Source organism: Paraburkholderia sp. 2C (assembly GCF_054589215.1).
In genome coordinates this window covers 2402-23458 of record NZ_BAAILL010000037.1, presented here as the reverse complement: position 1 = coordinate 23458, position 21057 = coordinate 2402, and the positions used below count along the sequence as shown (strand labels likewise).

The 21057-nt window shown below is 65.9% G+C and carries 20 protein-coding genes; 3 read left to right on the top strand and 17 right to left on the bottom strand.

Annotated features, from left to right (window positions below; all coding sequences use genetic code 11):
- Window positions 1–8: 8 nt before the first annotated feature.
- The 12 genes from flgL to flgB all read right to left on the bottom strand — a co-directional run bounded on the left by flgL (window position 9) and on the right by flgB (window position 12335).
- Window positions 9–1253 carry a flagellar hook-associated protein FlgL gene (flgL, locus tag ACYPXD_RS16765; protein WP_459713439.1) on the bottom strand — a complete coding sequence of 415 codons (1245 nt, stop codon included), beginning with the start codon at window positions 1251–1253 and terminating at the stop codon, window positions 9–11.
- Window positions 1254–1264: 11 nt separating this feature from the next.
- Window positions 1265–3259, bottom strand: coding sequence for a flagellar hook-associated protein FlgK (gene flgK / locus ACYPXD_RS16760; RefSeq protein WP_459713436.1), 1995 nt, complete (start codon window positions 3257–3259; stop codon window positions 1265–1267).
- 294 nt (window positions 3260–3553) lie between these two features.
- A complete protein-coding gene (locus ACYPXD_RS16755) occupies window positions 3554–4309 on the bottom strand; it encodes a flagellar brake protein (RefSeq protein ID WP_459713434.1) in 756 nt (251 codons plus the stop codon).
- 308 nt (window positions 4310–4617) lie between these two features.
- Window positions 4618–5580: a flagellar assembly peptidoglycan hydrolase FlgJ gene (flgJ, locus tag ACYPXD_RS16750; RefSeq protein ID WP_459713431.1), complete on the bottom strand. Its 963-nt coding sequence runs from the start codon at window positions 5578–5580 to the stop codon at window positions 4618–4620.
- 16 nt (window positions 5581–5596) lie between these two features.
- Window positions 5597–6733, bottom strand: a complete 1137-nt coding sequence (locus ACYPXD_RS16745; protein ID WP_459713652.1) for a flagellar basal body P-ring protein FlgI — start codon at window positions 6731–6733, stop codon at window positions 5597–5599.
- Window positions 6734–6855: 122 nt separating this feature from the next.
- Window positions 6856–7545, bottom strand: a complete 690-nt coding sequence (gene flgH / locus ACYPXD_RS16740) for a flagellar basal body L-ring protein FlgH (RefSeq protein WP_459713650.1) — start codon at window positions 7543–7545, stop codon at window positions 6856–6858.
- Between the two features lie 71 nt (window positions 7546–7616).
- A complete protein-coding gene (flgG, locus tag ACYPXD_RS16735; RefSeq protein WP_308833155.1) occupies window positions 7617–8405 on the bottom strand; it encodes a flagellar basal-body rod protein FlgG in 789 nt (262 codons plus the stop codon).
- A 64-nt stretch (window positions 8406–8469) separates the two neighbouring features.
- Entirely contained in the window at window positions 8470–9228 is a 759-nt protein-coding gene (gene flgF / locus ACYPXD_RS16730) for a flagellar basal-body rod protein FlgF (RefSeq protein WP_459713428.1), read from the bottom strand.
- A gap of 66 nt (window positions 9229–9294) precedes the next feature.
- Window positions 9295–10566 carry a flagellar hook protein FlgE gene (gene flgE, locus ACYPXD_RS16725; RefSeq protein WP_459713426.1) on the bottom strand — a complete coding sequence of 424 codons (1272 nt, stop codon included), beginning with the start codon at window positions 10564–10566 and terminating at the stop codon, window positions 9295–9297.
- Window positions 10567–10590: 24 nt separating this feature from the next.
- On the bottom strand, window positions 10591–11262 hold the full coding sequence (locus ACYPXD_RS16720) for a flagellar hook capping FlgD N-terminal domain-containing protein (protein ID WP_459713648.1): 672 nt from the start codon (window positions 11260–11262) through the stop codon (window positions 10591–10593).
- 80 nt (window positions 11263–11342) lie between these two features.
- Window positions 11343–11765 carry a flagellar basal body rod protein FlgC gene (gene flgC, locus ACYPXD_RS16715; RefSeq protein WP_459713424.1) on the bottom strand — a complete coding sequence of 141 codons (423 nt, stop codon included), beginning with the start codon at window positions 11763–11765 and terminating at the stop codon, window positions 11343–11345.
- A 78-nt stretch (window positions 11766–11843) separates the two neighbouring features.
- Window positions 11844–12335: a flagellar basal body rod protein FlgB gene (flgB, locus tag ACYPXD_RS16710; RefSeq protein WP_459713421.1), complete on the bottom strand. Its 492-nt coding sequence runs from the start codon at window positions 12333–12335 to the stop codon at window positions 11844–11846.
- 285 nt (window positions 12336–12620) lie between these two features.
- Between flgB and flgA the strand changes: the two genes are divergently transcribed.
- From flgA to ACYPXD_RS16695, 3 genes are all read left to right on the top strand, one after another.
- A complete protein-coding gene (gene flgA, locus ACYPXD_RS16705; RefSeq protein WP_459713418.1) occupies window positions 12621–14375 on the top strand; it encodes a flagellar basal body P-ring formation chaperone FlgA in 1755 nt (584 codons plus the stop codon).
- A 138-nt stretch (window positions 14376–14513) separates the two neighbouring features.
- Entirely contained in the window at window positions 14514–14852 is a 339-nt protein-coding gene (gene flgM / locus ACYPXD_RS16700) for a flagellar biosynthesis anti-sigma factor FlgM (RefSeq protein ID WP_459713414.1), read from the top strand.
- Window positions 14853–14951: 99 nt separating this feature from the next.
- A complete protein-coding gene (locus tag ACYPXD_RS16695) occupies window positions 14952–15398 on the top strand; it encodes a flagella synthesis protein FlgN (protein WP_459713412.1) in 447 nt (148 codons plus the stop codon).
- A gap of 48 nt (window positions 15399–15446) precedes the next feature.
- On the opposite strand, the gene ACYPXD_RS16690 is transcribed toward ACYPXD_RS16695, so the two are convergent.
- The 5 genes from ACYPXD_RS16690 to ACYPXD_RS16670 all read right to left on the bottom strand — a co-directional run.
- Window positions 15447–16481: a GSU2403 family nucleotidyltransferase fold protein gene (locus ACYPXD_RS16690; protein WP_459713409.1), complete on the bottom strand. Its 1035-nt coding sequence runs from the start codon at window positions 16479–16481 to the stop codon at window positions 15447–15449.
- Between the two features lie 126 nt (window positions 16482–16607).
- Window positions 16608–17339 (bottom strand): RNA polymerase sigma factor FliA, encoded by a 732-nt coding sequence (locus ACYPXD_RS16685; RefSeq protein ID WP_459713407.1) that lies wholly within the window; start codon window positions 17337–17339, stop codon window positions 16608–16610.
- Window positions 17340–17363: 24 nt separating this feature from the next.
- Entirely contained in the window at window positions 17364–18233 is an 870-nt protein-coding gene (locus ACYPXD_RS16680) for a MinD/ParA family ATP-binding protein (protein ID WP_459713404.1), read from the bottom strand.
- Complete coding sequence (gene flhF / locus ACYPXD_RS16675) at window positions 18226–20067, bottom strand: flagellar biosynthesis protein FlhF (protein WP_459713401.1); 1842 nt, start codon at window positions 20065–20067, stop codon at window positions 18226–18228. Before flhF ends, ACYPXD_RS16680 begins: the two co-directional genes overlap by 8 nt.
- Window positions 20064–21057, bottom strand: a 994-nt coding sequence (locus ACYPXD_RS16670) for an FHIPEP family type III secretion protein (protein WP_459713399.1), incomplete at its 5' end; no start/stop codon positions are given. The genes ACYPXD_RS16670 and flhF, both read right to left, overlap by 4 nt.

Sequence of the window (21057 nt, the reverse complement as noted above, 5' to 3'; positions counted from 1 at the left end):
GTTGGCGCTTACGGCGTGATCATCGAGAACAGCGACAACTTCGAAACCGACGCGAAGGTCGTTTCGGTTGCGCTCAACACCGACTCCGTCAACGTGAGCTGGCTGAACACCTGAGACGGATTGGCCTGGACGATGTCGGACAGGTTAGTCGTGGTCTGCAGCGCCTGCTGCGTATTGACCTTGCCCATTGCCGTGACCTGCTGCTCGCGGCCCGCGACCGACGCATGCACGGTAGCGACATTCGTCATCGCATTGTCGATCTGCGTATGCGCGGTGTTGATCGCGTTTTCGATGGTCGCCATCGCGGCCGTGTTGTCCTGCGCCGGATTCTGCAGCGCGGCCACCACCGCATCGATCGTGGCGAACACATCGGTATTGCCTTGCGCGGCGGGCGTCACCGTGAACGAGTCGCCCACTTGCGGCGTGCCGGAGATCGAGACGCTCTCACCGCCGCCGAGATCGATCGACTGACCCGCGGTGAACGGCTGCGGCGTGCCGAGTGCCGTCGGCGGGGTGGTCGACGTATCGCTGACCTGATAGTCGAGGTCGCCCGTGGTCGGATCAGCCAGGAAGGTGATCGAGTACGGCTTGTTGTTGCTGGCCGCGCCCTGCGTCGACACCGACACCGGGCCGATCACCCCTGTGCCCGCGTTCGTCGACGCGCCGGCGGGAACCGGGTCGGACAGGCCGGGCAGCACGCTCAGGAACACACTGGAGCCGCTGTCGGTTGTTGCAACCGACGTGGTGTTCGAGATCTGCAGCGTGCGCGTGCCCTGGTCGCCGTTGTAGACCACGCCGCCGTTCGACGCGTTCGAAAACGGCGCCGTGCCGCCCTGGAACCCCGAAAAAATGAAATTGCCGGTGCCGTCGGTCGTATTGGCGATCGACATCAACTGGTCGCGCAGACCCTGCAGCGCCTTCGCGGCCGCCTGGCGGTTACTGTCGTTGATGGTGCCCGAGCCCAGCCCGTTCAACTGCGTCAGCACGCTTTGCAGCGTGCTCGAGACGCTGCTCAAGGCCGAGTCTTCGGTTTGCAACAGGCCCGTCGCGGTGCTCTGGTTCGACGCGAACTGCGCGAGAACCGAGCCGGTGGCGGACAGTTGCACGGCTTGCGCGGCACCGAGCGGGTCGTCGGCCGGTGTTGCGACGCGAATCTGCGTCGACGCCTGCTGTTCCAGTTCAGCCAGCAGCGACTGCTGGTTGTCCATGTTCTGGATCGTGTTCGCGTAAATCTGTACGGTAGCGATACGCATCGTTCGAAGCCTCAGCTGAGTGCTTGCAAGATCGTTTGGAAAAGCGTCTGCGCGGTCGTGATCACCTTGCTGTTCGCCTGATAAAGCTGCTGGTATTCGAGCAGGTTGGTCGCTTCTTCGTCGAGGTTCACGCCCGACACGGACTGCTGCTGAGCCGTAATCTGCGCGAGCGTGCTGCTCTTCGCGGTCGACAGCGACTCGAGATTACTCGCCGTGTTGCCGACGTTGTTGACGAATTCCGCGTAGCCGTTCGTCAGCGTCGTACCGCCGAGCGCGGTACTGGTGCTGACGTTGAAAATCGCGGTCGCGTTGCTGCCGTCCTGCGTGCCGCCCGCGTTCGGACCGATCGTGAACGTGTCGGTGTCGTCCGGCGTGCCCGACACCGTAAACGAAATGCCGTTCGGCGACGCGACCGGCGGCCCCGGATTCGTGACCGTGTAGGTGTCGCCGTTCGTGGGGTCGTATGGCACACCCGGGTTCGCCGCGCTAATCGTGACGGTTTGCTGCGGGTTGCCGAACGTCACGACCGAGCCCACCGGCAGGCCCGTCAGCGTGCCCGTGGCGGCGTCATACGTGAGCGTCACCGTCGAGTTGATCAGGAAGCCCGAACTCGCCGTGCCGATGGCAATCGCGCCGCCACCCGTGTTCGCCGAGCCCTTCGACGCGATCGCGGGCGAGCCCGCGGCGATGTCGGCGGATGTGCCGGTCACCTTGAAGCTGTCGAGCGCGCCCGAGGTCGGCTGGATCGTGAACGAATCGCCGGCCGCCGGCGTGCCGTTGATCGTCATCGACAGGCCGCCGATCGTAAGCGGATTGCCCCCGGTGGGCGGCGGCGATGTGCCGATCACCTTGCCCGTCACGGTATCGGTGAGCGTGTAGTTCGTGCCGTCGAACGACAGCTTCATGTCGTCGCTCGGCGGATTGGTCGGGTCGGTGAGCGTCGCCGACACGGTCGCGGTGCCCGTGTTCTTCGTGTTCGGAATCACGTTCGGCGGTGCGACCGAGAAGAGCGGTCCGCCCGCGCTGCCGCCCGGCGTGATGCCGAGTCCGTTCTGCGCATTGACCTGCGCGGCAAAGCTCGTCGCGAGCGCGCCCAGTTGCTGCGCGGCGGGATCGAGCGACTGGCTGCGAAACTGCAGCGTGCCGCCGAGCGAACCGCCGGAAATGGCGGAATCGGGCAGAACCGTCGTGACAAACGAACCGGGGTTCGTCGAATCCGGTTGCTGATAGGTGATCGCCAGTTCGGACGGGTTGCTCGGCGACGGGGTCGTGCCGAGCTGGTAGCTCTGGTTGCCCTGCACGAGCGTCATGCCGTTCGACAGCGAAATCGTATCGGTGCCGTCGCTCGCGGTCTGCACGTTCACGCCGACCAGTTGCGTCAACTGCGAAACGGCCTGGTCGCGCGTATCGAGCAGCTGGTTCGGCGGCTGGCCGCTCGCGCCGGCCGCAGCGATCTGCGCGTTCAGCTGCGCGATCTGCTTGGTCAGGTTGTTGACTTGCGTGACCGTGCTCGCGAGCGTCGTATTGACGCCCTGGCGCAGCTGATCGATCTGCTGCCCCATCGAGTTGAGATCCTGCGCGAGAACGTTCGCGTTGTTAATCACGTTCTGGCGGCTCGGGCCATCGCTCGCGGAGCCCGCGAGCGTCTGCAGACTGTTGAAGAACGACGTGAAGTCCGCGCCGATCCCGGCAGTCGGACTACCGATCTGGTTGGAGAGGCTCGTGATCAGCTGCGAATAGGAACTCAGCGACGAGCTGTCCGACTGCGTGCTATAGAGCTGGCTCATCAGCGTCTGGCTGAACTGGCGCTGGATCGTCGTCGTGTTGACACCGCCGCCGATAAAACCGGAGCCGGTATTCATCCCGTTCGATTCGACAAACTGCGCGAGCTCGCGGTTGTAGCCCGGCGTCGCCGCATTGCTGATGTTGTTACCCGTCGTCGACATCCCGAGCTGCGCGGCATTCAGTCCGCTCAGCCCGATGCCGAATAGGTTTCCTCCTGACATGCGTGCTCCTGAGAGGCGGGTCAAGCGACAGCCGCCAGTTGCGTGAACAACCGGTATATCGGCGCCGACTGCCGGAAGTTTAGGGATTGCACGGACGCCGCGCTGCTCGACGGAAGACGTCTGGCTGCATGCAGCCGGCGAGGTACGCCGGACTTGTCCGACGCTGCATTATCGGCAGCGGCTCGACAAGTCAAAACGCGGAGAAAGCGGGGAATTGGGCGCTATATCAGGGGTAGCAACACCGAGGCCCCTTCACGGGGCCTCCTTCATTTCTGGCGTTGTATGTGACGCTGCTTAAGCGCGCACGAGCGAGCGGCGCTTCATTTCGAGCTGCGTGATCAGGCGCTGCAGCGTGTTTTCCGCGCTGCCCGGCAGCGACATGAACCGCAAACCGAGCAGGTAGCGCGTACCGCCGCCGTGCGGCAGCGGCGTCGCGCGCAGCGACACGATCTGCAGATCGAGCGACAGCGTGCCGCTGCCATTGAGGTTCACTTCGACGTCGTGCAACACGGTGCTCAAAGGCAGCGTCGCGACGCGGTCGTCGTTCGTGCGCAAGCCGATGCCGCCCAGCGACAGATCGTGAATCTCGAAGCGGAACGAATCGCCTTCGGGCAGCTTGCCCGAGCAGTAGTACGGATTGAGGATCGGCGTCTCGACGCGGAAGTACTCGCGCCGCTGGATGTAGTACAGCACCTCCGGAAACGCCGATTCGAATGCCGGCCGGCCCTCGAACGAAGTTTCGCGCGGCGTGCCGGTGCCGAACTCGACGCGCACGCCTTCCGGCGCCGCGAGGAAATGACAGTGCGGCGCCGCAAGCAGGCCGCGGTTCTGCTCGGGCAGCGCACCCCAGTCGAACACGAAGGTCTGCGTGCGCACGTCGACGTCGAGGATACGCGTGACCAGCTGGCCGCCCTTGTACTGCACGGTCAGGAAGTCGCCGCGGTTGAAGAGGTTGCGCAGTTGCACGCCGATTTCCAGCGGATTGCGGCGGCCGAAGTGCTCGGTCGTTTCGACTTCATCCGTCTGGGCGGTCGACAGATTGGGTTCCATGATGGTCGTAGTCTCGCGATGCGAAGCGCCGGCCCTCGCCGGCGAGACGCGTATTCTATGACCGCCTTGCCGGTGTCCTCCGGCAATCGATCTTTACGCTATAGCGGCAATTATCTCGCGAAGTTTAGAGTACGGTCGCAAATAAATTTCGCGCGCGCGCACACGCCGGTCGCATATGGCGAACGGCGCCCCATGAATGATGCGTTGCGCGTGACGGGAAGCGCGTGGAAAGCGCGGGGATACCGTACCTCTGAAGGATCTGCGCCGCGCCCGTCGAAGCCGGTCGAGGCAACGGGTTGAGCTCGCACTCAGCTCATCTGCTGCATGATCGACATCAGCTTGCGCGCGTAGTGCGGATCGGTCGCGTAGCCCGCGCGCTGCATCCCGGCCGCAAAGCCCGCCGCACTCTTTCCGTGCGAGCCGCCCAGCAACGATGCATAACGCGGATTGCTCTTCAGCATGCTCGCGTAATCGTTCATCGCCTCCTCGTACGAGCCGTACGAGCGGAATTTCTCGACCTTGCGTTGCGGCTGGCCGTTCACGTACTCGGTCGTGACGGTCGACACCGTGTCGCCGGTCCAGTCCCTGGTCGCCTTGATGCCGAACACATTGTGGCTCGTCGAACCGTCCGCCTTCTTGATCTCGCTCTTGCCCCAGCCCGACTCGAGCGCGGCCTGCCCAATGATGAAGCGCGCCGGAATGCCCGTCGCCGCGCTTGCAGCCTGCGCGGGCGCCGCGAGCTTGTCGACGAACGCGTCGACTTTCGGCGACTGGCCGTTGCCGCGCAACGGCGGCGTCAGCGCGTTATTGGCCGAATAGCCGCGGCCCGTTGTGAGCGCGCCGTTCGCCGCCGGATTCGCATAGGCGCGCGCGAGCGAGTTCAGCGTCGACAGGGAGCCCATGCCGCCCGCCACACCGCCCGCGCCCGCATCGCTGCCGTCGAGCGGAATATTGGCCTGACGCGCCAGCTGCTTGATCATCATGTCGGCAACGCCGATTCCCTTCGACGACATCTGCTGCGCCATCTGCTCGTCGAGCATCGACATGAACTGGTCGCCTTCCCGCGAATCGAGCGGGCCGTCGTGCGGCGTCGCCTCGCGCATGCTCTTCAGCATCATCTGCATGAACACCGCGTCGAACTGGCGCGCGGCGCTCTTCAACGCGGTTTGCGGGGAATTCTTCGCCTGCATGCGCAATGCGTCGAAGCCCTGCACGTCGAGTGCGAAGCGCTGGTCGAGATCGCTTACCGGCTTGGAGGAGTCCGCATTCATCGGTCGTGCTTCCTGCTTAGATGATTTCGAGGTCGGCGCGCAACGCGCCCGCGGCCTTCATGGCTTGCAAGATCGACATCAGGTCGGCCGGCGTCGCGCCGAGCGCGTTCAACGCCTTCACCACGTCCGCGAGGTTCGCGCCCGCCGTCACGTATTTGAGCGCCCCGTTGTCCTGCTTGAGCTGGATCTGCGACTGGCGCGCGGCGACCGTCTGGCCGTTCGAGAACGCATTGGGCTGGCTCACCACCGTCTGCGTATTGACGACGACCGACAGATTGCCGTGCGCCACCGCGCAGCTTTCGAGCGTGACCATCTGGTTCATCACGATCGAGCCGGTGCGCGCGTTCAGAATAACCTTGGCGGCGGCCTTCGCGGGCTTGATCTCGAGGTTCTGCAACTGCGCGAGGAACGACACCTGCGATGCCGTGTCGCCCGGCGCGTGCAGCTGGATCGTGCGGCCGTCGAGCGCGGTCGCGGTGCCCATGCCGAACGCATTGTTGACGGCTGCGACAATCTTCTGCGCGTTGTCGTAGTCCATGTCGTTCAGGTTCATTTCCATCATGCCGCCGGCCTGCGCGACGTTGACGGGCAACGAGCGCTCGACGATCGCGCCATCCGTGATGCGGCCGGCCGCGAGCTGGTTCACCTGCACGCGGCTGCCGTTCGCGCTCGCGCCCGCGCCGCCGACCGCCATGTTGCCCTGGGCCAGCGCGTAGACCTGGCCATCCGCGCCCTTCATCGGCGTGAGCAGCAGCGTGCCGCCGCGCAGGCTCTTCGCATTACCGAGCGACGATACCGTGACGTCGATCGCTTCGCCGGGCCGCGCGAACGGCGGCAGCGTCGCCGTCACCATCACCGCGGCGACGTTCTTCAGCTGCAGGTTCGAGAGCGGCGACACGCCGCCATTGGTGGCGCCGGCCTGCTGGTTGTTGATGCCGATACCGAGGTTCGCGAGCATGTTCGCGAGCGTCTGCGTCGTAAACGGCGTCTGCGTCGTCTGGTCGCCGGTGCCGTCGAGGCCGACGACAAGCCCATAGCCGATCAGCGGGTTATCGCGCACGCCCTGGATCGAGACGAGATCCTTGAGCCGCTCCGCATGAGCGGGCTGCGACGATGCGGCGGCAAGCGCGAACGCCGCTACAGCGAACAGCATGGCGCTGACCGCGGCGCGCCCGGCGCCGCGCGCAACGAAGCGCGCGCCATGGACAATGCGATCAGCGAGGCGCGCGAGCGCGGCGGTCAAAGCGTGACGAAGAGTCGAGGCGTTCATCGTCATCACCACGGCGAAATATTGAGGAAGAGGCGCTGCAGCCAGCCCATCTGCTCGGCTTCGTCGATATAGCCCTTCGCCGAGTATTCGATCTTCGCGTCGGCCACTTCCGTCGAGAACACCGAGTTGTCGCCCGCCACCGTGTTCGGGTTCACGACGCCGGAAAAGCGCACCCACTCGTTGCCCTGATTGATCAGCATCTGCTTCTGGCCGCTTACGATCAGATTGCCGTTGGGCAGCACGTTCGTCACCGTGACCGTAATCACGCCATTGAACGTGTTCGATGCATTGGCGCCGCCGGTCGCGGCAAACTGGTTCTGCCCGCTCGCGGCAACGTTCGCCTTGTTGAGGAGGCCCGACAGGACGTTCGCCTGCGTGACCGCGACATTCGTGCTGCCGTTGCGGTTCGTGTTCGCGCCGGATTGCTTGGTCGCATTGATGTTTTCGGCGATAACGATGGTCAGAATATCGCCGACATTGCGCGGACGCTGGTCTTCGAACAGCGGATGGCCCGCCGTGCCCGGGTTGAAGATCGACCCGGGCGCCTGCAGTTGCGGCGGAACGGGCGGCACCGCGCTCATCGGCTGCTGCACGATCGGCTCTTTCGGCACGAGCGCACAGCCGGCGAGCGCGCCTGCCAGCGTCCCCGCCACCGCGAGCCGCAGCGCCGCGTGCGCGGCGCTGGTGCGAACCATGAGACTGATGAGCTGCGACATCTTCGTAACCGCCTGCTGGATATCCACCTGTTCGATGCGACGACGTGCGTTCAAACCTGCATCTGACTGAGCGTCTGCAGCATCTGATCCGACGTGGTCACGGCCTTGCTGTTGATTTCGTACGCGCGCTGGGTCTGGATCATGTTCACCAGTTCCTGCACGACGTTGACGTTCGACGTTTCGACAAACCCCTGCTGCAGCGAACCGATGCCGTTCAGGCTCGGCTGACCGACGTTCGGCGCGCCCGACGATTGCGTTTCCTGGAACAGGTTCTGACCGATCGAGTCGAGACCGGTCGGGTTGATGAACGTCGCGAGCTGGATCGAGCCGATGTTCACCGTGTTCGTCGAGTTGCCCTGGGTGATCGACACCGTGCCGTCCTGGCCGATCGTCAGATTCGTCGCGTTCTGCGGCACCGTGATGGCCGGCTGCAGCGGAAAGCCGCTCGACGTGACGAGCCGCCCCTGCTGATCGGTCTGGAACGAGCCGTCGCGCGTGTACGCGATCGTGCCGTCCGGCATCTGCACCTGGAAAAAGCCGTTGCCGTTGATCGCGACGTCCTTCGAGTTGCCGGTCTGCGTCAGGTTGCCCTGCGTGTACAGACGCTCGGTCGCGACCTGCTGCACACCCGTGCCGACCTGGCTGCCCGACGGCAGCTCGGTGTTCTGCGTCGAGTTGGCGCCCGGCTGACGCAGCGTCTGGTAAATCAGATCCTCGAACACGGCGCGCGAACCCTTGAAGCCGTTCGTGCTTACGTTCGCGAGGTTGTTCGAAATCACGTCCATCTGCGCCTGCTGCGCATTCATGCCGGTTGCGGCAATGAAGAGGGAACGGTTCACGGTCTTATTCTCCTGGTGTTACACCATGTGTTTCAGCAGACTAGCCCGCCGGCGGCAGGCCGCGTCAGCTGAAACTCAGCAACTGGTTGGCCGACTGCTCGTTCTGGTCGGCGGTCTGAAGCATCTTCGTCTGCATCTGGAACTGGCGTGCGTTGGTGATCATCGAGACCATCGCGGCGACCGGATTCACATTGCTGCCTTCGAGCGAGCCCGCGGTGACCTGCACGTTCGGATCCTGGTCGGCCGGGTTGCCGTCGGCGGTACGGAAGAGGCCGTCGTCGCCGCGCGACATCGTGTTCGGATCCGGGTTCACGAGCTTGATCTGGTCGACCAGCGCGATCGCGTTCGGCGGGTCGCCGGCGGCAATCACCGACACGCTGCCGTCCTTGCCGATCGTCACCTGCGCCTGCGGCGGCACGGCGATCGGGCCGCCGTTGCCGATCACCGGCAGATTGCTCGCGGTGACCAGCTGGCCGTTCTCGTCGACGTGCAGGTTGCCGCCGCGCGTGTACGCTTCATTGCCGTCCTGCGTCTGCACGGCAATCCAGCCCGACCCCTGAATCGCGATGTCGAGCGGGTTGCCGGTCTGCGAGATCGGGCCCGGCGTGTAGTCGGAGCCCGGCGTCGCCGACATCACGAAGGTACGCGTCGTGACGTCGTTGACCTGCGAGCCGTCGCCGAAGCTCATCGGCACGGCACGGAAGTTCGCGAGCTGCGCGCGAAAGCCCGTGGTCGATGCGTTGGCGAGATTGTTCGCAACGACAGCCTGCTGCTCGAGCGCCTGCCCGGCGCCCGTCATCGCGGTGTAGATCAGTCGGTCCATGACTAGCTCGTGTCCTTTTCAGGCTGCCGGCGAACCGGATTCGCGCGGCAGCTTGCGTTGCCCGCGTTACAGGTTGATCAGCGTCTGGTCGATCGTCTGCTGCGTCTTGATCGTCTGCGCGTTCGCCTGATAGTTGCGCTGCGCGGTGATCAGATCGACGAGCGAGTTGGTCAGGTCCGCGTTCGACGCTTCGACCGCGCTGCCCTGGATCGAACCGAGCGTCGACGTGCCGGCCACGCCCACTTGCGGCTCGCCCGAATCGTTGGTCTGCGCGTACTGGTTGTTGCCGAGGTTCTGCAGGCCGTTCGGGTTCGTGAAGGTGGCGAGCAGCACCTGGCCGAGCACCGCGGTGCGGCCATCGGTGTACGAGCCCGTGATCGTGCCGTCGGAGCCGATCGAGAAGTTCGAGAGCTGCGAGGTCGTGAAGCCGTCCTGCGACGGCGCCGACGTCGCGGCGCTGTTGGTGCCGTCGCCGCCGAACTGCGTCGTGTTCGCCAGGTTGATCGTGATGTTCTGCGCCGCTGCGCCGTCGGTGTTCGGGATCGCGAGGCTGAACTGGCCGGTCGGCAACGCGTTGCCGGCCGCGTCGGTTCCGGTCGACGACTGCAGCGCGCCCGAGCTGCTGAACGTCATGGCGCCGAGGTCGGTCGGCGTGGCGCCCGACGGGCCGCCGAACACTTCCCACTGGTTCGCCGTCGCGGATTTCACGAAATACAGGTTGACCGTGGTCTTTGCGCCGAGCGAATCGACCGTCTGGATCGACGTCGTGAAGGTGAAGCTGTCCGGGTCGGACGGGTCGGGGATCGGCGTCGTCGCCGCATCTTTCGGCTGCGCTGCAGCGGCATCGAGATTGACGTTGAACGTCGCCTCGGTCGTCGCGACCGGCGGCAGCAGGCTCGAGTTCGGAATCTGGATCGGCACGATCTGGCCCGTCTGCAACTGGCCCTGGGCGTTCGCCTGGAAACCCATGATCTTGTTGCCTTCGGCATCGACGATAAAGCCGGCCTTGTTCTCCACCAGCTGGCCGTTACGCGAGTACGTAATCGAGCCGTTCGGGTTCTGCATCTGGAAGAAGCCGTTGCCGTTGATCGCCATGTTGGTCGGGACGTCGGTCGTCGTCACCTCACCTTGCGAGAAATCCTGCTGCACGCCGGCCAGACGCGTACCGATACCGATCTGGTTGTTGACCGCGGTGGCGATCGAGTTCGCATACAGATCGGCAAACACCGCCGTGCTCTGCTTGAAGCCGACCGTCTGTGCGTTCGCAATATTGTTGCCGACCACGTCGAGGTCGTTCGACGCGGCCGCCAGACCGCTCAAAGCTGTTTGATAACCCATGGTGTGCTCCGTATCGAATGCAAATCAAAGGAAGGCCGATGCGCCGCCGTTGAGCGGGATGGTCTGGCCGGTCTGCAACGTAAGTCCTGGTGTGCCGTCGGCCTGCGTGACGACGCCGATCACGGCGAGGCCGGTCAGCGCGACAGGCGCGTTGGCACCGGTCGCGGCGCCGCCGGCGTCCGTGACCGTGAACGAGTAATTGCCCGGCGGCAGATTGTTGCCGCCCTGGTCGACCGCGTTGAAGCTCGGCACCGGAATGACGCCGGCAGGCTGCTGGCCGAGATCGATCGTTTTGACCACCGCGCCGGACGAATTGACGACCTGCACCTGCAGGTCCGTCGCGTTGGCCGGCAGCTTGATACCGAACGGCGATGCGGCGACCTTGGTCGTGTCCGGCTGGCCCGTGGTGGGGTCGTTCGGGTTCGCGACCGTGAACGTATTGCCCGGTACGAGCACCGTGCGTCCGACCAGCGACGACGCCTGGCCCGCTTCGCTCGCCGACAGTTGCGCGGACAACGAGCCGAGCGACTGGTTGAGCTGCGCGATGCCGCTCACCGTATCGATCTGCGCGAGCTGCGACGTCATCTGCGAGCTGTCCATCGGCGAGGTCGGATCCTGGTTCTGCAACTGCGTGACGAGCAGCTTCAGGAACGTCGTCTGCAGATCGGATGCCGACGTGCCCGCGTTCGGGCCCATCGTGTCGGTCGGCGTGTTGTTGGTCGTGGTGCCGTTGTTTCCAATTGGCGTGCTCAAGAAATTTCTCCTCAGCTGCCCGGTTAAGAGCCGATCGTCAGCGTTTTCAGCATCAGGTTCTTCGCGGTGTTCAGCGTCTCGACGTTCGCCTGATACGAGCGGGACGCCGAGATCATGTTCACCATCTCCTGCACCGGGTCGACGTTCGGCGCCGTCACATAGCCGTCCGAGTTGGCCGCCGGGTTGCTCGGGTCGTACGTCGTTTTCATCGGCGTCGGATCGTCCATCACGCTCGTCACCTGGACGCCGCCGATCTGCTGGCCCGACGGCGAGCGCGAGCCGCCGAGCGGGTCGACCGCGAAGACCACCTGCTTCGCGCGATACGGCTTGCCGTCCGGACCGGTCGTGCTGTCCGCGTTCGCCAGATTCGACGCGGTGACGTTCAGGCGCTGCGACTCCGCAGTCAGCGCCGAACCCGCCACCTTGAAGATGTTCATCAATGACATGGCCTTGCGAGCCTCCTTCGTTGATCCCGTAGCGTTAATTGAGTGCTGCTGCCTGGCGGGTTATGCCGTTATGTTCTGTTAGCTGCCCGACGTGATCGCCGACAGCAATCCCTTGATCTGCGACGACACAAGCGTCATGCCCGATTCCAGATGCAGCGTGTTGTCGGCGAACTGCACGCGTTCCGAGTCGAGGTCCACCGTGTTGCCGTCGAGCGCGGCCTGCGCGGGAATCCGGTACTTCAGCTGGCCGTAGTCTTCGGCCGGGCCACCCGTCGGAATCAGCCTCGCCTTGCCGGCCATATGGCCGGCCGCGGTCGTCGCGAGCGTCATCCCGCTCGTCACGCCGGCCGGTTGCGTCATCTGGAGCCGCGATGCACCGGAACCCGCACCCGACTCCCCGCCGGCCTGGCGCAACGCGCCCGCGAGCGACGACGAGAAGTTGATGTCGCGCGCCTTGTAGTTCGGCGTATCGGCGTTCGCAATGTTCGACGACAGCACTTCCTGCCGGTACGCGCGCACGTCGAGCGCTTCCTTGTTGAACGCAAAATCCTGATCGAGCCTGTCAAGCATCGGGCATCTCTCCGTATGAACGGTCCGCGGCCATATTCGCCTGCCGCCCTTGCGCATGCTGGCCGCGGCGCATGTCCGGCGGCGGCGAAAGCAATACGCAAAGGCTTTTTCGCATGGAGTGCATCTTAGGGGCGCGATGCAAGGGCCAATTGAACGAATAGCCGGGGAAGCCCCCCTCTATTCAACGTTTGCCGTGAGAGGCCGCTCCCTAGAATGCGTCCTGTACCGTTCAGTCCCTGCGGGCCGTCGCGGCTCGCGCGTCCGTCCTTGTTCTGGAGAGTTGCCATGGCCCTGCCCGCTTTTGCTGCCCTGCCCGGCGTGTCTCGCGCCGCGCGGCTGCGCGGCGCGGCGCGGCCGGGGTGGCCGGGGTGGCCCGCGTTGCGCGCATCGCGTGTTTTGCCGGTTGCGGCGTTGCTCGGCATGGCCTTGCCGGGCGCGGGCTTGCCCGTCGTGATCGCCGCCGGCGCGATGCCCACGCTCGCTTATGCGCAGGACAATGGCGGCCCGATCGTGATTCCCGGTCCCGGTGAAAAGAATCCCGCCGATGCGCAAGCGCTTGCCGCGCGCATGGGCATGACATCTCATCCGGCACAGCCGAGCGCGGCCGCGCTCGCCGCGCTGCGTCCGGCACGCGCGGCGCAGCGCGCCTTCGACGCCGATGCCAGTGCAAACAACGGCGAAATCGTCATTCCCGGCACCGGTGAGCCGGGCGCGCAAACGACGGCGGGCGGTTATGCCGCGAACGCGACGCGCGGGACGGTCACGACCGGCCGCGTCCTGACTGCCCGCGCGCTGCCCGGCGTGCCGGTGACGCTGCAACCCGTGACGGTGCAGCCGCCTGCCCAAGGGGTGGCGCCGGTTGTTGTCAGCAACGCGCAGGCGCGCTACAGCGTGCCCGCTTCCGACATTCGCGCGGCCGATGCGGCCGATGCATCGGCGCCGGTCCAGATCGATCCGCTTTCCGCGCGCGGCGAGCCGCCGCAACTCGGCGGCCCCGGTGGCACGGCGGCGATCAGAACCCAGGCGGCCAGCGCGCAGCCGATGACGGCAGAGCAAGCAAGCGCGGCGCAGATCAAAGCCGTGCAGCAGTGGGCCGCGGCGAAGGCCGCGCAGCCGCAGCCCGCGTCGGCGGGACAACCCGGCTTGAACGCACAAGCCCCGCGGCAAGCGGCGGCAACAGGCGCGGCGCAACCGTCTGCGCAATTGGCCGCTCAGGCGTCCGCGTCCACCGCTCAAGCCGCCGCGCCGGCCCCTCAACGCCTCGCACCAGCCGCACCAGCCGCGCAACTCCAGCCCGTGCGTTACACACCGCGCGCGGCCGTGGCCGGCGGCACCGTTCCGGCCGTCGCCACGGTCAACGCCGGCGGCGCCAACACGCTTGCCGCGAGCGCGGCCAATGCCGCCCCGGTGCCCGCCGGCCAGCAGGACGGCGAGACGATCCGCGCAACCGCGCTCACGTTTCTCGAGCAGCAAACGGCCGGTCTGCCCGGCAAGATCACGATTACCGTCGCTCCCGCCTTTCCGCGCGGCCTTGCGGCCTGCACGGCGCTCGAGCCGTTCATGCCGGTCGGCGCACGGTTGTGGGGACGCACGTCGGTCGGCGTGCGCTGCGCGGGCGCGCGGCCATGGACGCTCTATCTGCAGGCGCGCATCTCGCTGCAGGCGACCTACTACACCGCCTCGCGCCAGATCGCTCCGGGCGAAACGCTGACCGCCGCCGATCTCGTCGCCCACGAAGGCGACCTCGCGACCTTGCCGCAAACGGTGATCACCGATCCGTCGCAAGCGGTCGGCGCGGTCGCGCTCGTGCGTATCGGCGCCGGGCTGCCGCTGCGCCAGGACACGATTCGCGGCACCACATCGGTGACGGTCGGACAGACGGTGCGCGTCGTCGCGTCCGGCGAAGGGTTCTCGATTTCGGCTGAGGGCAACGCGATGAACAACGCGACGCCGGGCCAGCAGGTGCGGGTCAAGACCATGAACGGCCAGATCGTGACCGGCGTGGTGAAAGACGGTTCGACCGTCGAGATCCAGATGTGAAGGTGCTTACCGCGTCTCGCGAACGGGTTTCAGACACGGAAAAGGTGACGGAAGACGAAAAAACAGTGGGCTGCGGTTGCGCTAAAGTTTCGGCCGGCGACTGCCGATATCACAGTCAAATCGTTCAGGAAGCCCATCGTGAAAGTCGATTCCAGCACCAACCCGAATCTGACGCCGCTCAACAACGGCGTGCAGCGCGGCCAGCAGGGCGAAACCGCCGCTGCCGGCCCGAACACGGCACGTACGCCGGTCTCGAGCGGCGGGGCGGCGGCGGCGGACGTCAGCCTGTCGGCGCTCGCGGGCCATTTGCAGAGCCTCGCCGCGTCGGGTTCGGCCGATATCGATACGCAGCAGGTCGAGTCGATCAAGCAGGCGATCCGCGACGGCTCGCTGAAGATCGATGCGTCGAAGATTGCCGATGGCGTGCTCGAAACCGCACGCAGCCTGCTGCAAGGCACCCAGCCGTCCGGCAGCTGAGCGTCCGAACGTACTTTTTCAGGGCGCGCTCACTGGCGGACGCATGTAGAAACCTGCGCCCGCCTGCGTCATGCAGGCGGATTAACGTTTGAGTGAGAGATGAAAGACGCCCTGCTTGACACCATCATCGACGAATACGCGACCGTCGAAGCTTTTGCCTCCTTGCTCGCCGTCGAACAGAAAGCGCTGACCACCGCGTACCCTGGCGAAATCCTGAAGCCGATCGTCGAACAGAAGACCTCGATGGCCGACAAGCTCGCCATGCTCGAGCGCGCACGCGAAGGGCATCTGCGCGAGCGCGGCCTGCCGGCCGGCAAGCGCGGGATGGATCTCGCCGCCGCCACCGATACGCGCCTGGACGAGCAGTGGCGCCTGCTGCAGAAATCGGCGGAACGCGCGCGCAAGCTCAACTTCAACAACGGCCTGATGATCCGCACGCGCATGGACTACAACCGCCGGATTCTGGCGGTGCTGCGCGGGACACCCGAAGTGGCCTCGTCGTTCTACGGCCCGGACGGCAAGGTGCCGATGTATTCGGGGCTGTAGGCGAAGCGCGCTTCACGGGGCGGCGCTCAAGTGCAACCGGGGTGCCCTTCAGGTATCACTCAGGTCCGCGAGAAAATCGCGCGCCCGCTCCGACAGATCCAGTTCGAACTTCACCGCAAGCGCAGCCGCCGTCGCCACGCGCGGCCGCGCCTTCTTCTCGATTTTTTCCGCCGCCGCTTCCAGCAAGTCCGGGTAGCGCTCCATCAGCGCATCGATGAGCACCGCTGCCTGACGGCGGTCCTTGCCGGCCTTCGCGGCAAACGCGGGCCCGCGCAGCGTGCTGACAACGAGTTTGTGAAGCGCAAACCTGGCGGGGTCCGGCACCGTGACCGGAACCGCATGTTCCTTGCCGAGCACAAAACCGCTCGTCGCCTCGGTCAGCAAATATCGGAAGTACGGCAGCCCCGTTGCGTGCGCGCGCAAGTGCGGTAGCGGTTTCGTTTCGTACGCTTCGGTGCCCGGCACGAGTAGATCGACCTTCAACGGTTGCCCGCGCGCCTTGAACGGGGTCGCGGGGCGGCGCGCATCGAGTTCCGGCACTTCGAGAAAAGGCAGGCTGCTGTCGCGCAGAATATCGAGGAAGCTGCGGTTTTGCGGAATCGCGACCGAAATCGCGCCGGTACTGCCGATATCGATGTCTTCGGTCCGGTAGTTCGCCGACATGCGCACACCGAGCCCGTTCAGCAGCGCACCGAACGCGTGCGAGCCGACCAGTACCCCGCCGTGACTGAAGATGCCCGCGTTGTAGAGCGTCGCGATGGTGAGGGCGGCGGAATTGTCGGCGGCGGCAAAGCCGGACTTGCGCAATACCTGAACGTCGGCGGCCAACCCACGCATCTGGAGGCTTTCCTGCATTTTCGCGTCGAGCGTGGCATTGGTTAGCGGCTCGCCCGCGCGGCCGAGCGATGTTTCGACGCGCTTACCCGATGCAAGATAAACACGCCAGTAAACGTAGTTTTTCCCGTCGACGACCTTGATCGAGGCGGAGCCAGGCGAGTGAAGCAGGATTTGCGTCTGCGCGGCGGCACGCTCCGCAACGGAGGCGTACAGCGTTTGCAGCGCATGGTTGTAAAAAGTCGGCATGACGGCGAGATTTATACCCTACGATTGCATTGTAGGGTATAAGGCCAGCCGGCGCTATTTATACCCTATGATTTGATTATGGGGTATAAATTCCCGGCAAACCCTTGCCGGACGCCACTACCCTTTTCAGCTCTCCTCGGCCGCCCACGCCATTTCACGCAAGCGTGCACGCAGCCGCGCGACCGCCTGGCTATGCAGCTGGCACACGCGCGATTCGCTGACCTCGATCACGGCGCCAATCTCGCGCAGGTTCATGCCGCGCTCGTAATACAGCGACATCAGCAGCTTCTCGCGCTCCGGCAGCCGCTCGATCGCTTCGATCAGCGCGCCGCGCAGGCTCTCGTCGAGCAGCGCGGACAGCGGGTCCGAGTGATCGACGCAATAGCGGTCGAGGAACGGTTCGTCGTCGGCGGAGCGGTCGAAGTCTTCGTAGTAGATCAACTGGCTGCCGTGCAGGTCCTGCAGCATCGCCTGATACTCTTCGAGCGGCATCTTCAGGTGCTGCGCGATTTCGGCTTCGCTCGCGGCGCGGCCGAGCTGCTGCTCGACCTGATGCACGGCCATCTCGAGCTCGCGCGACGTGCGCCGCACGCTGCGCGGCAGCCAGTCGTTGCTGCGCAGCTCGTCGAGCATCGCGCCGCGAATGCGCTGGCTCGCGTAGGTTTCGAACTGCGCACCCTGATCTTCCTTGTAGCGGCTTGCGGCGTCGAGCAGGCCGATCATGCCGGCCTGGATCAGATCGTCGAGGTCCACGCTCGCCGGCATCTTCGCCACCAGCTGCAGACCGAGCCGCCGGACCAGCGGCGTGTATTTCGTCAGAACGTCGGCCTGAGAAATCTTTCCTTGAGCGTTGTACATCGAGCTCCCCTTGTCCGCTGCCTGTCAGGCGTGTTGTGCGGACGGTTGTTCGGCGTGTGACGCCGTCGTGACTGCCGCGCTCGCCGACCACGGCGCGCGCGATGACATCGCTGGCCGCATCGGCCAGTACTGCAGTTCCGCGGCGAGGTGCCGGAAGTCGCGCGCGGCGGGTGTCGAAGGGAAGGCTTCGACGATGCAGCGCGACAGTTCCCCGGAGCGCGTCATCAGCGGGTCCGCCGCGACGCAGCCGGCGCCCTCGAGCGCCACGGTCAGATAACGCCCCGCGACAGCCGCGAGGTTGTCGAGCGCGAGCTGCGCATCGGTGACGCTGTGCACCTGATTGACCAGCACGCGGAATTGGGCGATCGCATACGCGTAGTGCAGGCGCTTCATGCACGCGTACGTATCGGTGATCGCCTGCGCGGCGACGCGCGTGACCATCATCAGGTCGTGCGCCTGCAGCGCGAGGTCCGACAGCATGCCGTCGCGCTCGAACTGCACGTCGATCAGCACGACGTCGGCCGTGCTGTCGAACACGGCGGCCAGTTGCGACGGCTTGCACATATCGCGATGGCTGCGCGGCGCGGCCAGCACCGCGAAGCCCGCGCTGTGGCGATCGGTTGCCGCATCGAGCGCCATCTCGCCGCGCGTAAACGCGACGAAGCGTTCGGCCGCGGCGCCGTTGGGCGTCGCGGCGATCGCGTGCGGTTCGCCCGCATGCTCGTCGACGACGAGCACGTCCTTGCCCTGCGCCGCAAGCGCCGCCGCGAGATTCACGACGGTCGTCGAACAGCCGACGCCGGCCGTGCCGCCGGTGACGGCGATCGCGCGCGAACCGTGGCGCGCCAGCAGGCGCCGCAGTCCTTCTGCCTGATCGGACACGAACTTAGCCAAACCGGACCTCATGCTGCTCGGCAGTCGAGCGTGCGGACAGCGCGGAGAGCAGACCCGGGACGTCGTCTTCCTGAGGGACGAACGGCGAGTGATCGCGCGGGATGCAGAACGCGCTGCGAACGAGGAATTTCTTCGTTGCGACGTAGAGGTTTTCCGGCACTTTCTGGCCGGTCGAAACGTAGTGCACGGGCAACCGGTAGCGCAGCACCGCGTCGAGCGTGCTGCCGAGATTGGTCGCTTCGTCGAGCTTCGTCAGGATGCAGCCCGCGAGCGGCTGCTTGTCCGGCGCGCTTTGATAGGCCTGCACGACTTCGTTGAGCGTGTCGCCGTGGCAGGTCGCGTTCAGCAGCAGCAGGCGCTGCACGGGTTGGCCCGCGCGGGACAGCATCGCGATCTGGTCCGACACGAGGCGGTCGCGCTGGCTCATGCCGATCGTGTCGATCAGCACGATGTGCTTGTTGCGCAGCTCGGACAGCGCGAGCTGCAGATCGGCGCCGTCCTTCACCGCGTGCACCGACACGCCGAGAATCTTGCCGAAGATGCGCAGCTGCTCGTGGCCGCCGATCCGGTAGCTATCGGTGGTCAGCAGCGCGACCTTGCTCGCGCCGTAGCGCATCACGCAGCGCGCGGCGAGCTTCGCGGTCGTGGTCGTCTTGCCGACGCCCGTCGGGCCCATCAGCGCGAATACACCGCCGCGCTCCATCAGCTCGTCTTCGCTTTCCATCACCGGCAGGTTCGACTCGAGCACCGAGTGCACCCACTCCATGCCGGCGTCGAAGCTCTCGACGGCCGGCAGGTTGTCGACCACCATCCGCACCAGCTGCGCCGAAAAACCGGCCGCGAACAGATGCCGCGTGAGCGCCGACTGAATCGGGCTGCGCCGCTGGCTATCGGCCCACAGCAAACCGGCGAAGTGCTCTTCCATCATCCCGCGCAGCGAGGCGAGCTCGTTCATCACCGTTTCGTTGACGATCTGCGACATGCGCGCATTGATCGCGTCGGTGACCGCGGCGGTCACATGCCCCGGCAGACCCGACGAGGCCGTCGTCGCACGCTGCGTGGCGCGGCGCGCGGCGAGCTGCGCGGCTTCGCGCGCCCAGTCCGGCGCCTCGTTCGTAAGCGTCGGAATGGCGGCGAGCTGCGCGTCGTGCACGTCGTCGCGGCGGGCGGCCGGCCCCGCCACCGGTGCGCCCGTCGGCATGCCGAGGCCCTTTGCAGCAGCGGCGGCGGGCGTGAGCACCGGCTGCTTCGCGCCGTAATCGCCTGACTCGCTGTCGCGCTTCGCGGCGATTTCCTGCGCATGATCGATCAGCCACGGATTCGTTTCGGCCATCGTCGGCCGGGGCGCGGGCGCGGGGTGCCTTTCCACCGGCTTCATGATCGATGCGGCGGCCACAGCGGGCTTCGCGACCGCAGCCGGTTCGCTCTTTTCGATGCGCGGCCGCGCCGGTTCGGTCTCGGGGGCGATCAGTGCGGCCACCGTCTTCGCTTCGGACGCGCTCGCGCCGGGTTCGCCGTCGGCGCCGGCTTCGGGGCTCGCGCCGAATACCGACGAAAACACATCGGGCAGGCCGTTCGCATACGGATTGGCAAACCCGGGGGCCGCGCCGGCACGCGCCGCGCCTTCGCCCGCCGCGCCGGCCAGCGCCGCCGCGGCGCTCTTGCCCGCGGCCGGTGCGATGGAGGCGAGTTCGCTATCGGCAAGCGCGACGATCTCGACGCTGCCGTCCGCGAGCGACCGGTTCGACAGCACGACCGCGTCGGCGCCGAGCGCTTCGCGAACGAGGCGCAACGCGTCGCGGCTCGTGGCGCCGGTGAATTTACGGATGTTCAAGCTTGACCCCCGATGAGGTTAACGACCTTGATGTTTCTTGTGTCGGGCACTTCCGCGTACGAAAGCACCTTCAGTTGTGGCAGGCTGCGGCGCAGGAAGCGCGCGAGCATGGCACGCAGCGCGTGCTGCACGAGCAGCACCGGCGCGTGGCCAAAGCTTTGCTGGCGAGTCATCGCCCGTTGCGTTTCGGTAAGCAGCGTCTGCGCGAGGCCCGGCTCGAGACCCGGGTTCGGCCCGGTCGTCAGCGCCTGCGCGAGCACGCGCTCGAGATTCGAATCGAGGCCCATCACCTGCATGTCGCCGCTGCCCGGGAACCATTGCTGCGTGATCGCGCGGCCGAGCGCGAGGCGCACGATGGCGGTCAGGTCGTGTGCGTCGGTGACCTTCGGCGTGTGCTCGGCGATCGCTTCGAGAATCGTGCGCATGTCGCGGATCGGCACGCCTTCCTCGAGCAGGTTTTGCAGCGTCTTTTGCAGCGTCGTGATCGACACCTGCTTCGGCACGAGTTCCTCGACGAGCGACGGCGAACTCTTCGTGGTCCGTTCGAGCAGCGCCTGCACTTCCTGGCGGCCGAGCAGCTCGGAGGCGTGCATGACGACCAGATGGTTCAGGTGCGTGGCGACCACCGTGCTCGAGTCGACCACCGTGTAGCCGTATACCTGGGCCTGCTCGCGCAGGTTCGTGTCGATCCAGACGGCCGGCAGGCCGAAGGCCGGATCGGTGGTCGGCGTGCCCGGCAGCGCGGCACTGACCTGGCCCGGGTTGATCGCGAGCCACTGGCCCGGATACGCTTCGCCGACGCCGATCTCGACGCCCTTCAAGGTGATGCGGTAGCCGTTCGGCCGCAGTTCGAGGTTGTCGCGGATATGAATGACGGGCGGCAGAAAGCCGATTTCCTGCGCGAACTTCTTGCGGATGCTCTTGATCCGCTTGAGCAGCTCGCCGTCCGAGTTGCGGTCGACGAGCGGGATCAGCCGGTAGCCCACTTCG

What these genes read in the sequence shown, in the direction of transcription:
- ACYPXD_RS16745 (WP_459713652.1), bottom strand. Translation starts at nt 6,733, where the DNA reads ATGCTGTTCGCTGTAGCGGCGTTCGCGCTTGCCGCCGCATCGTCGCAG.
- flgA (WP_459713418.1), top strand. Translation starts at nt 12,621, where the DNA reads ATGGCCCTGCCCGCTTTTGCTGCCCTGCCCGGCGTGTCTCGCGCCGCG.
- flgH (WP_459713650.1), bottom strand. Translation starts at nt 7,545, where the DNA reads ATGGTTCGCACCAGCGCCGCGCACGCGGCGCTGCGGCTCGCGGTGGCG.
- flgL (WP_459713439.1), bottom strand. Translation starts at nt 1,253, where the DNA reads ATGCGTATCGCTACCGTACAGATTTACGCGAACACGATCCAGAACATG.
- flgB (WP_459713421.1), bottom strand. Translation starts at nt 12,335, where the DNA reads ATGCTTGACAGGCTCGATCAGGATTTTGCGTTCAACAAGGAAGCGCTC.
- flgF (WP_459713428.1), bottom strand. Translation starts at nt 9,228, where the DNA reads ATGGACCGACTGATCTACACCGCGATGACGGGCGCCGGGCAGGCGCTC.
- flgE (WP_459713426.1), bottom strand. Translation starts at nt 10,566, where the DNA reads ATGGGTTATCAAACAGCTTTGAGCGGTCTGGCGGCCGCGTCGAACGAC.
- ACYPXD_RS16690 (WP_459713409.1), bottom strand. Translation starts at nt 16,481, where the DNA reads ATGCCGACTTTTTACAACCATGCGCTGCAAACGCTGTACGCCTCCGTT.
- ACYPXD_RS16685 (WP_459713407.1), bottom strand. Translation starts at nt 17,339, where the DNA reads ATGTACAACGCTCAAGGAAAGATTTCTCAGGCCGACGTTCTGACGAAA.
- flgK (WP_459713436.1), bottom strand. Translation starts at nt 3,259, where the DNA reads ATGTCAGGAGGAAACCTATTCGGCATCGGGCTGAGCGGACTGAATGCC.
- ACYPXD_RS16695 (WP_459713412.1), top strand. Translation starts at nt 14,952, where the DNA reads ATGAAAGACGCCCTGCTTGACACCATCATCGACGAATACGCGACCGTC.
- ACYPXD_RS16755 (WP_459713434.1), bottom strand. Translation starts at nt 4,309, where the DNA reads ATGGAACCCAATCTGTCGACCGCCCAGACGGATGAAGTCGAAACGACC.
- flgJ (WP_459713431.1), bottom strand. Translation starts at nt 5,580, where the DNA reads ATGAATGCGGACTCCTCCAAGCCGGTAAGCGATCTCGACCAGCGCTTC.
- ACYPXD_RS16720 (WP_459713648.1), bottom strand. Translation starts at nt 11,262, where the DNA reads ATGGGCCCGAACGCGGGCACGTCGGCATCCGATCTGCAGACGACGTTC.
- flgC (WP_459713424.1), bottom strand. Translation starts at nt 11,765, where the DNA reads ATGTCATTGATGAACATCTTCAAGGTGGCGGGTTCGGCGCTGACTGCG.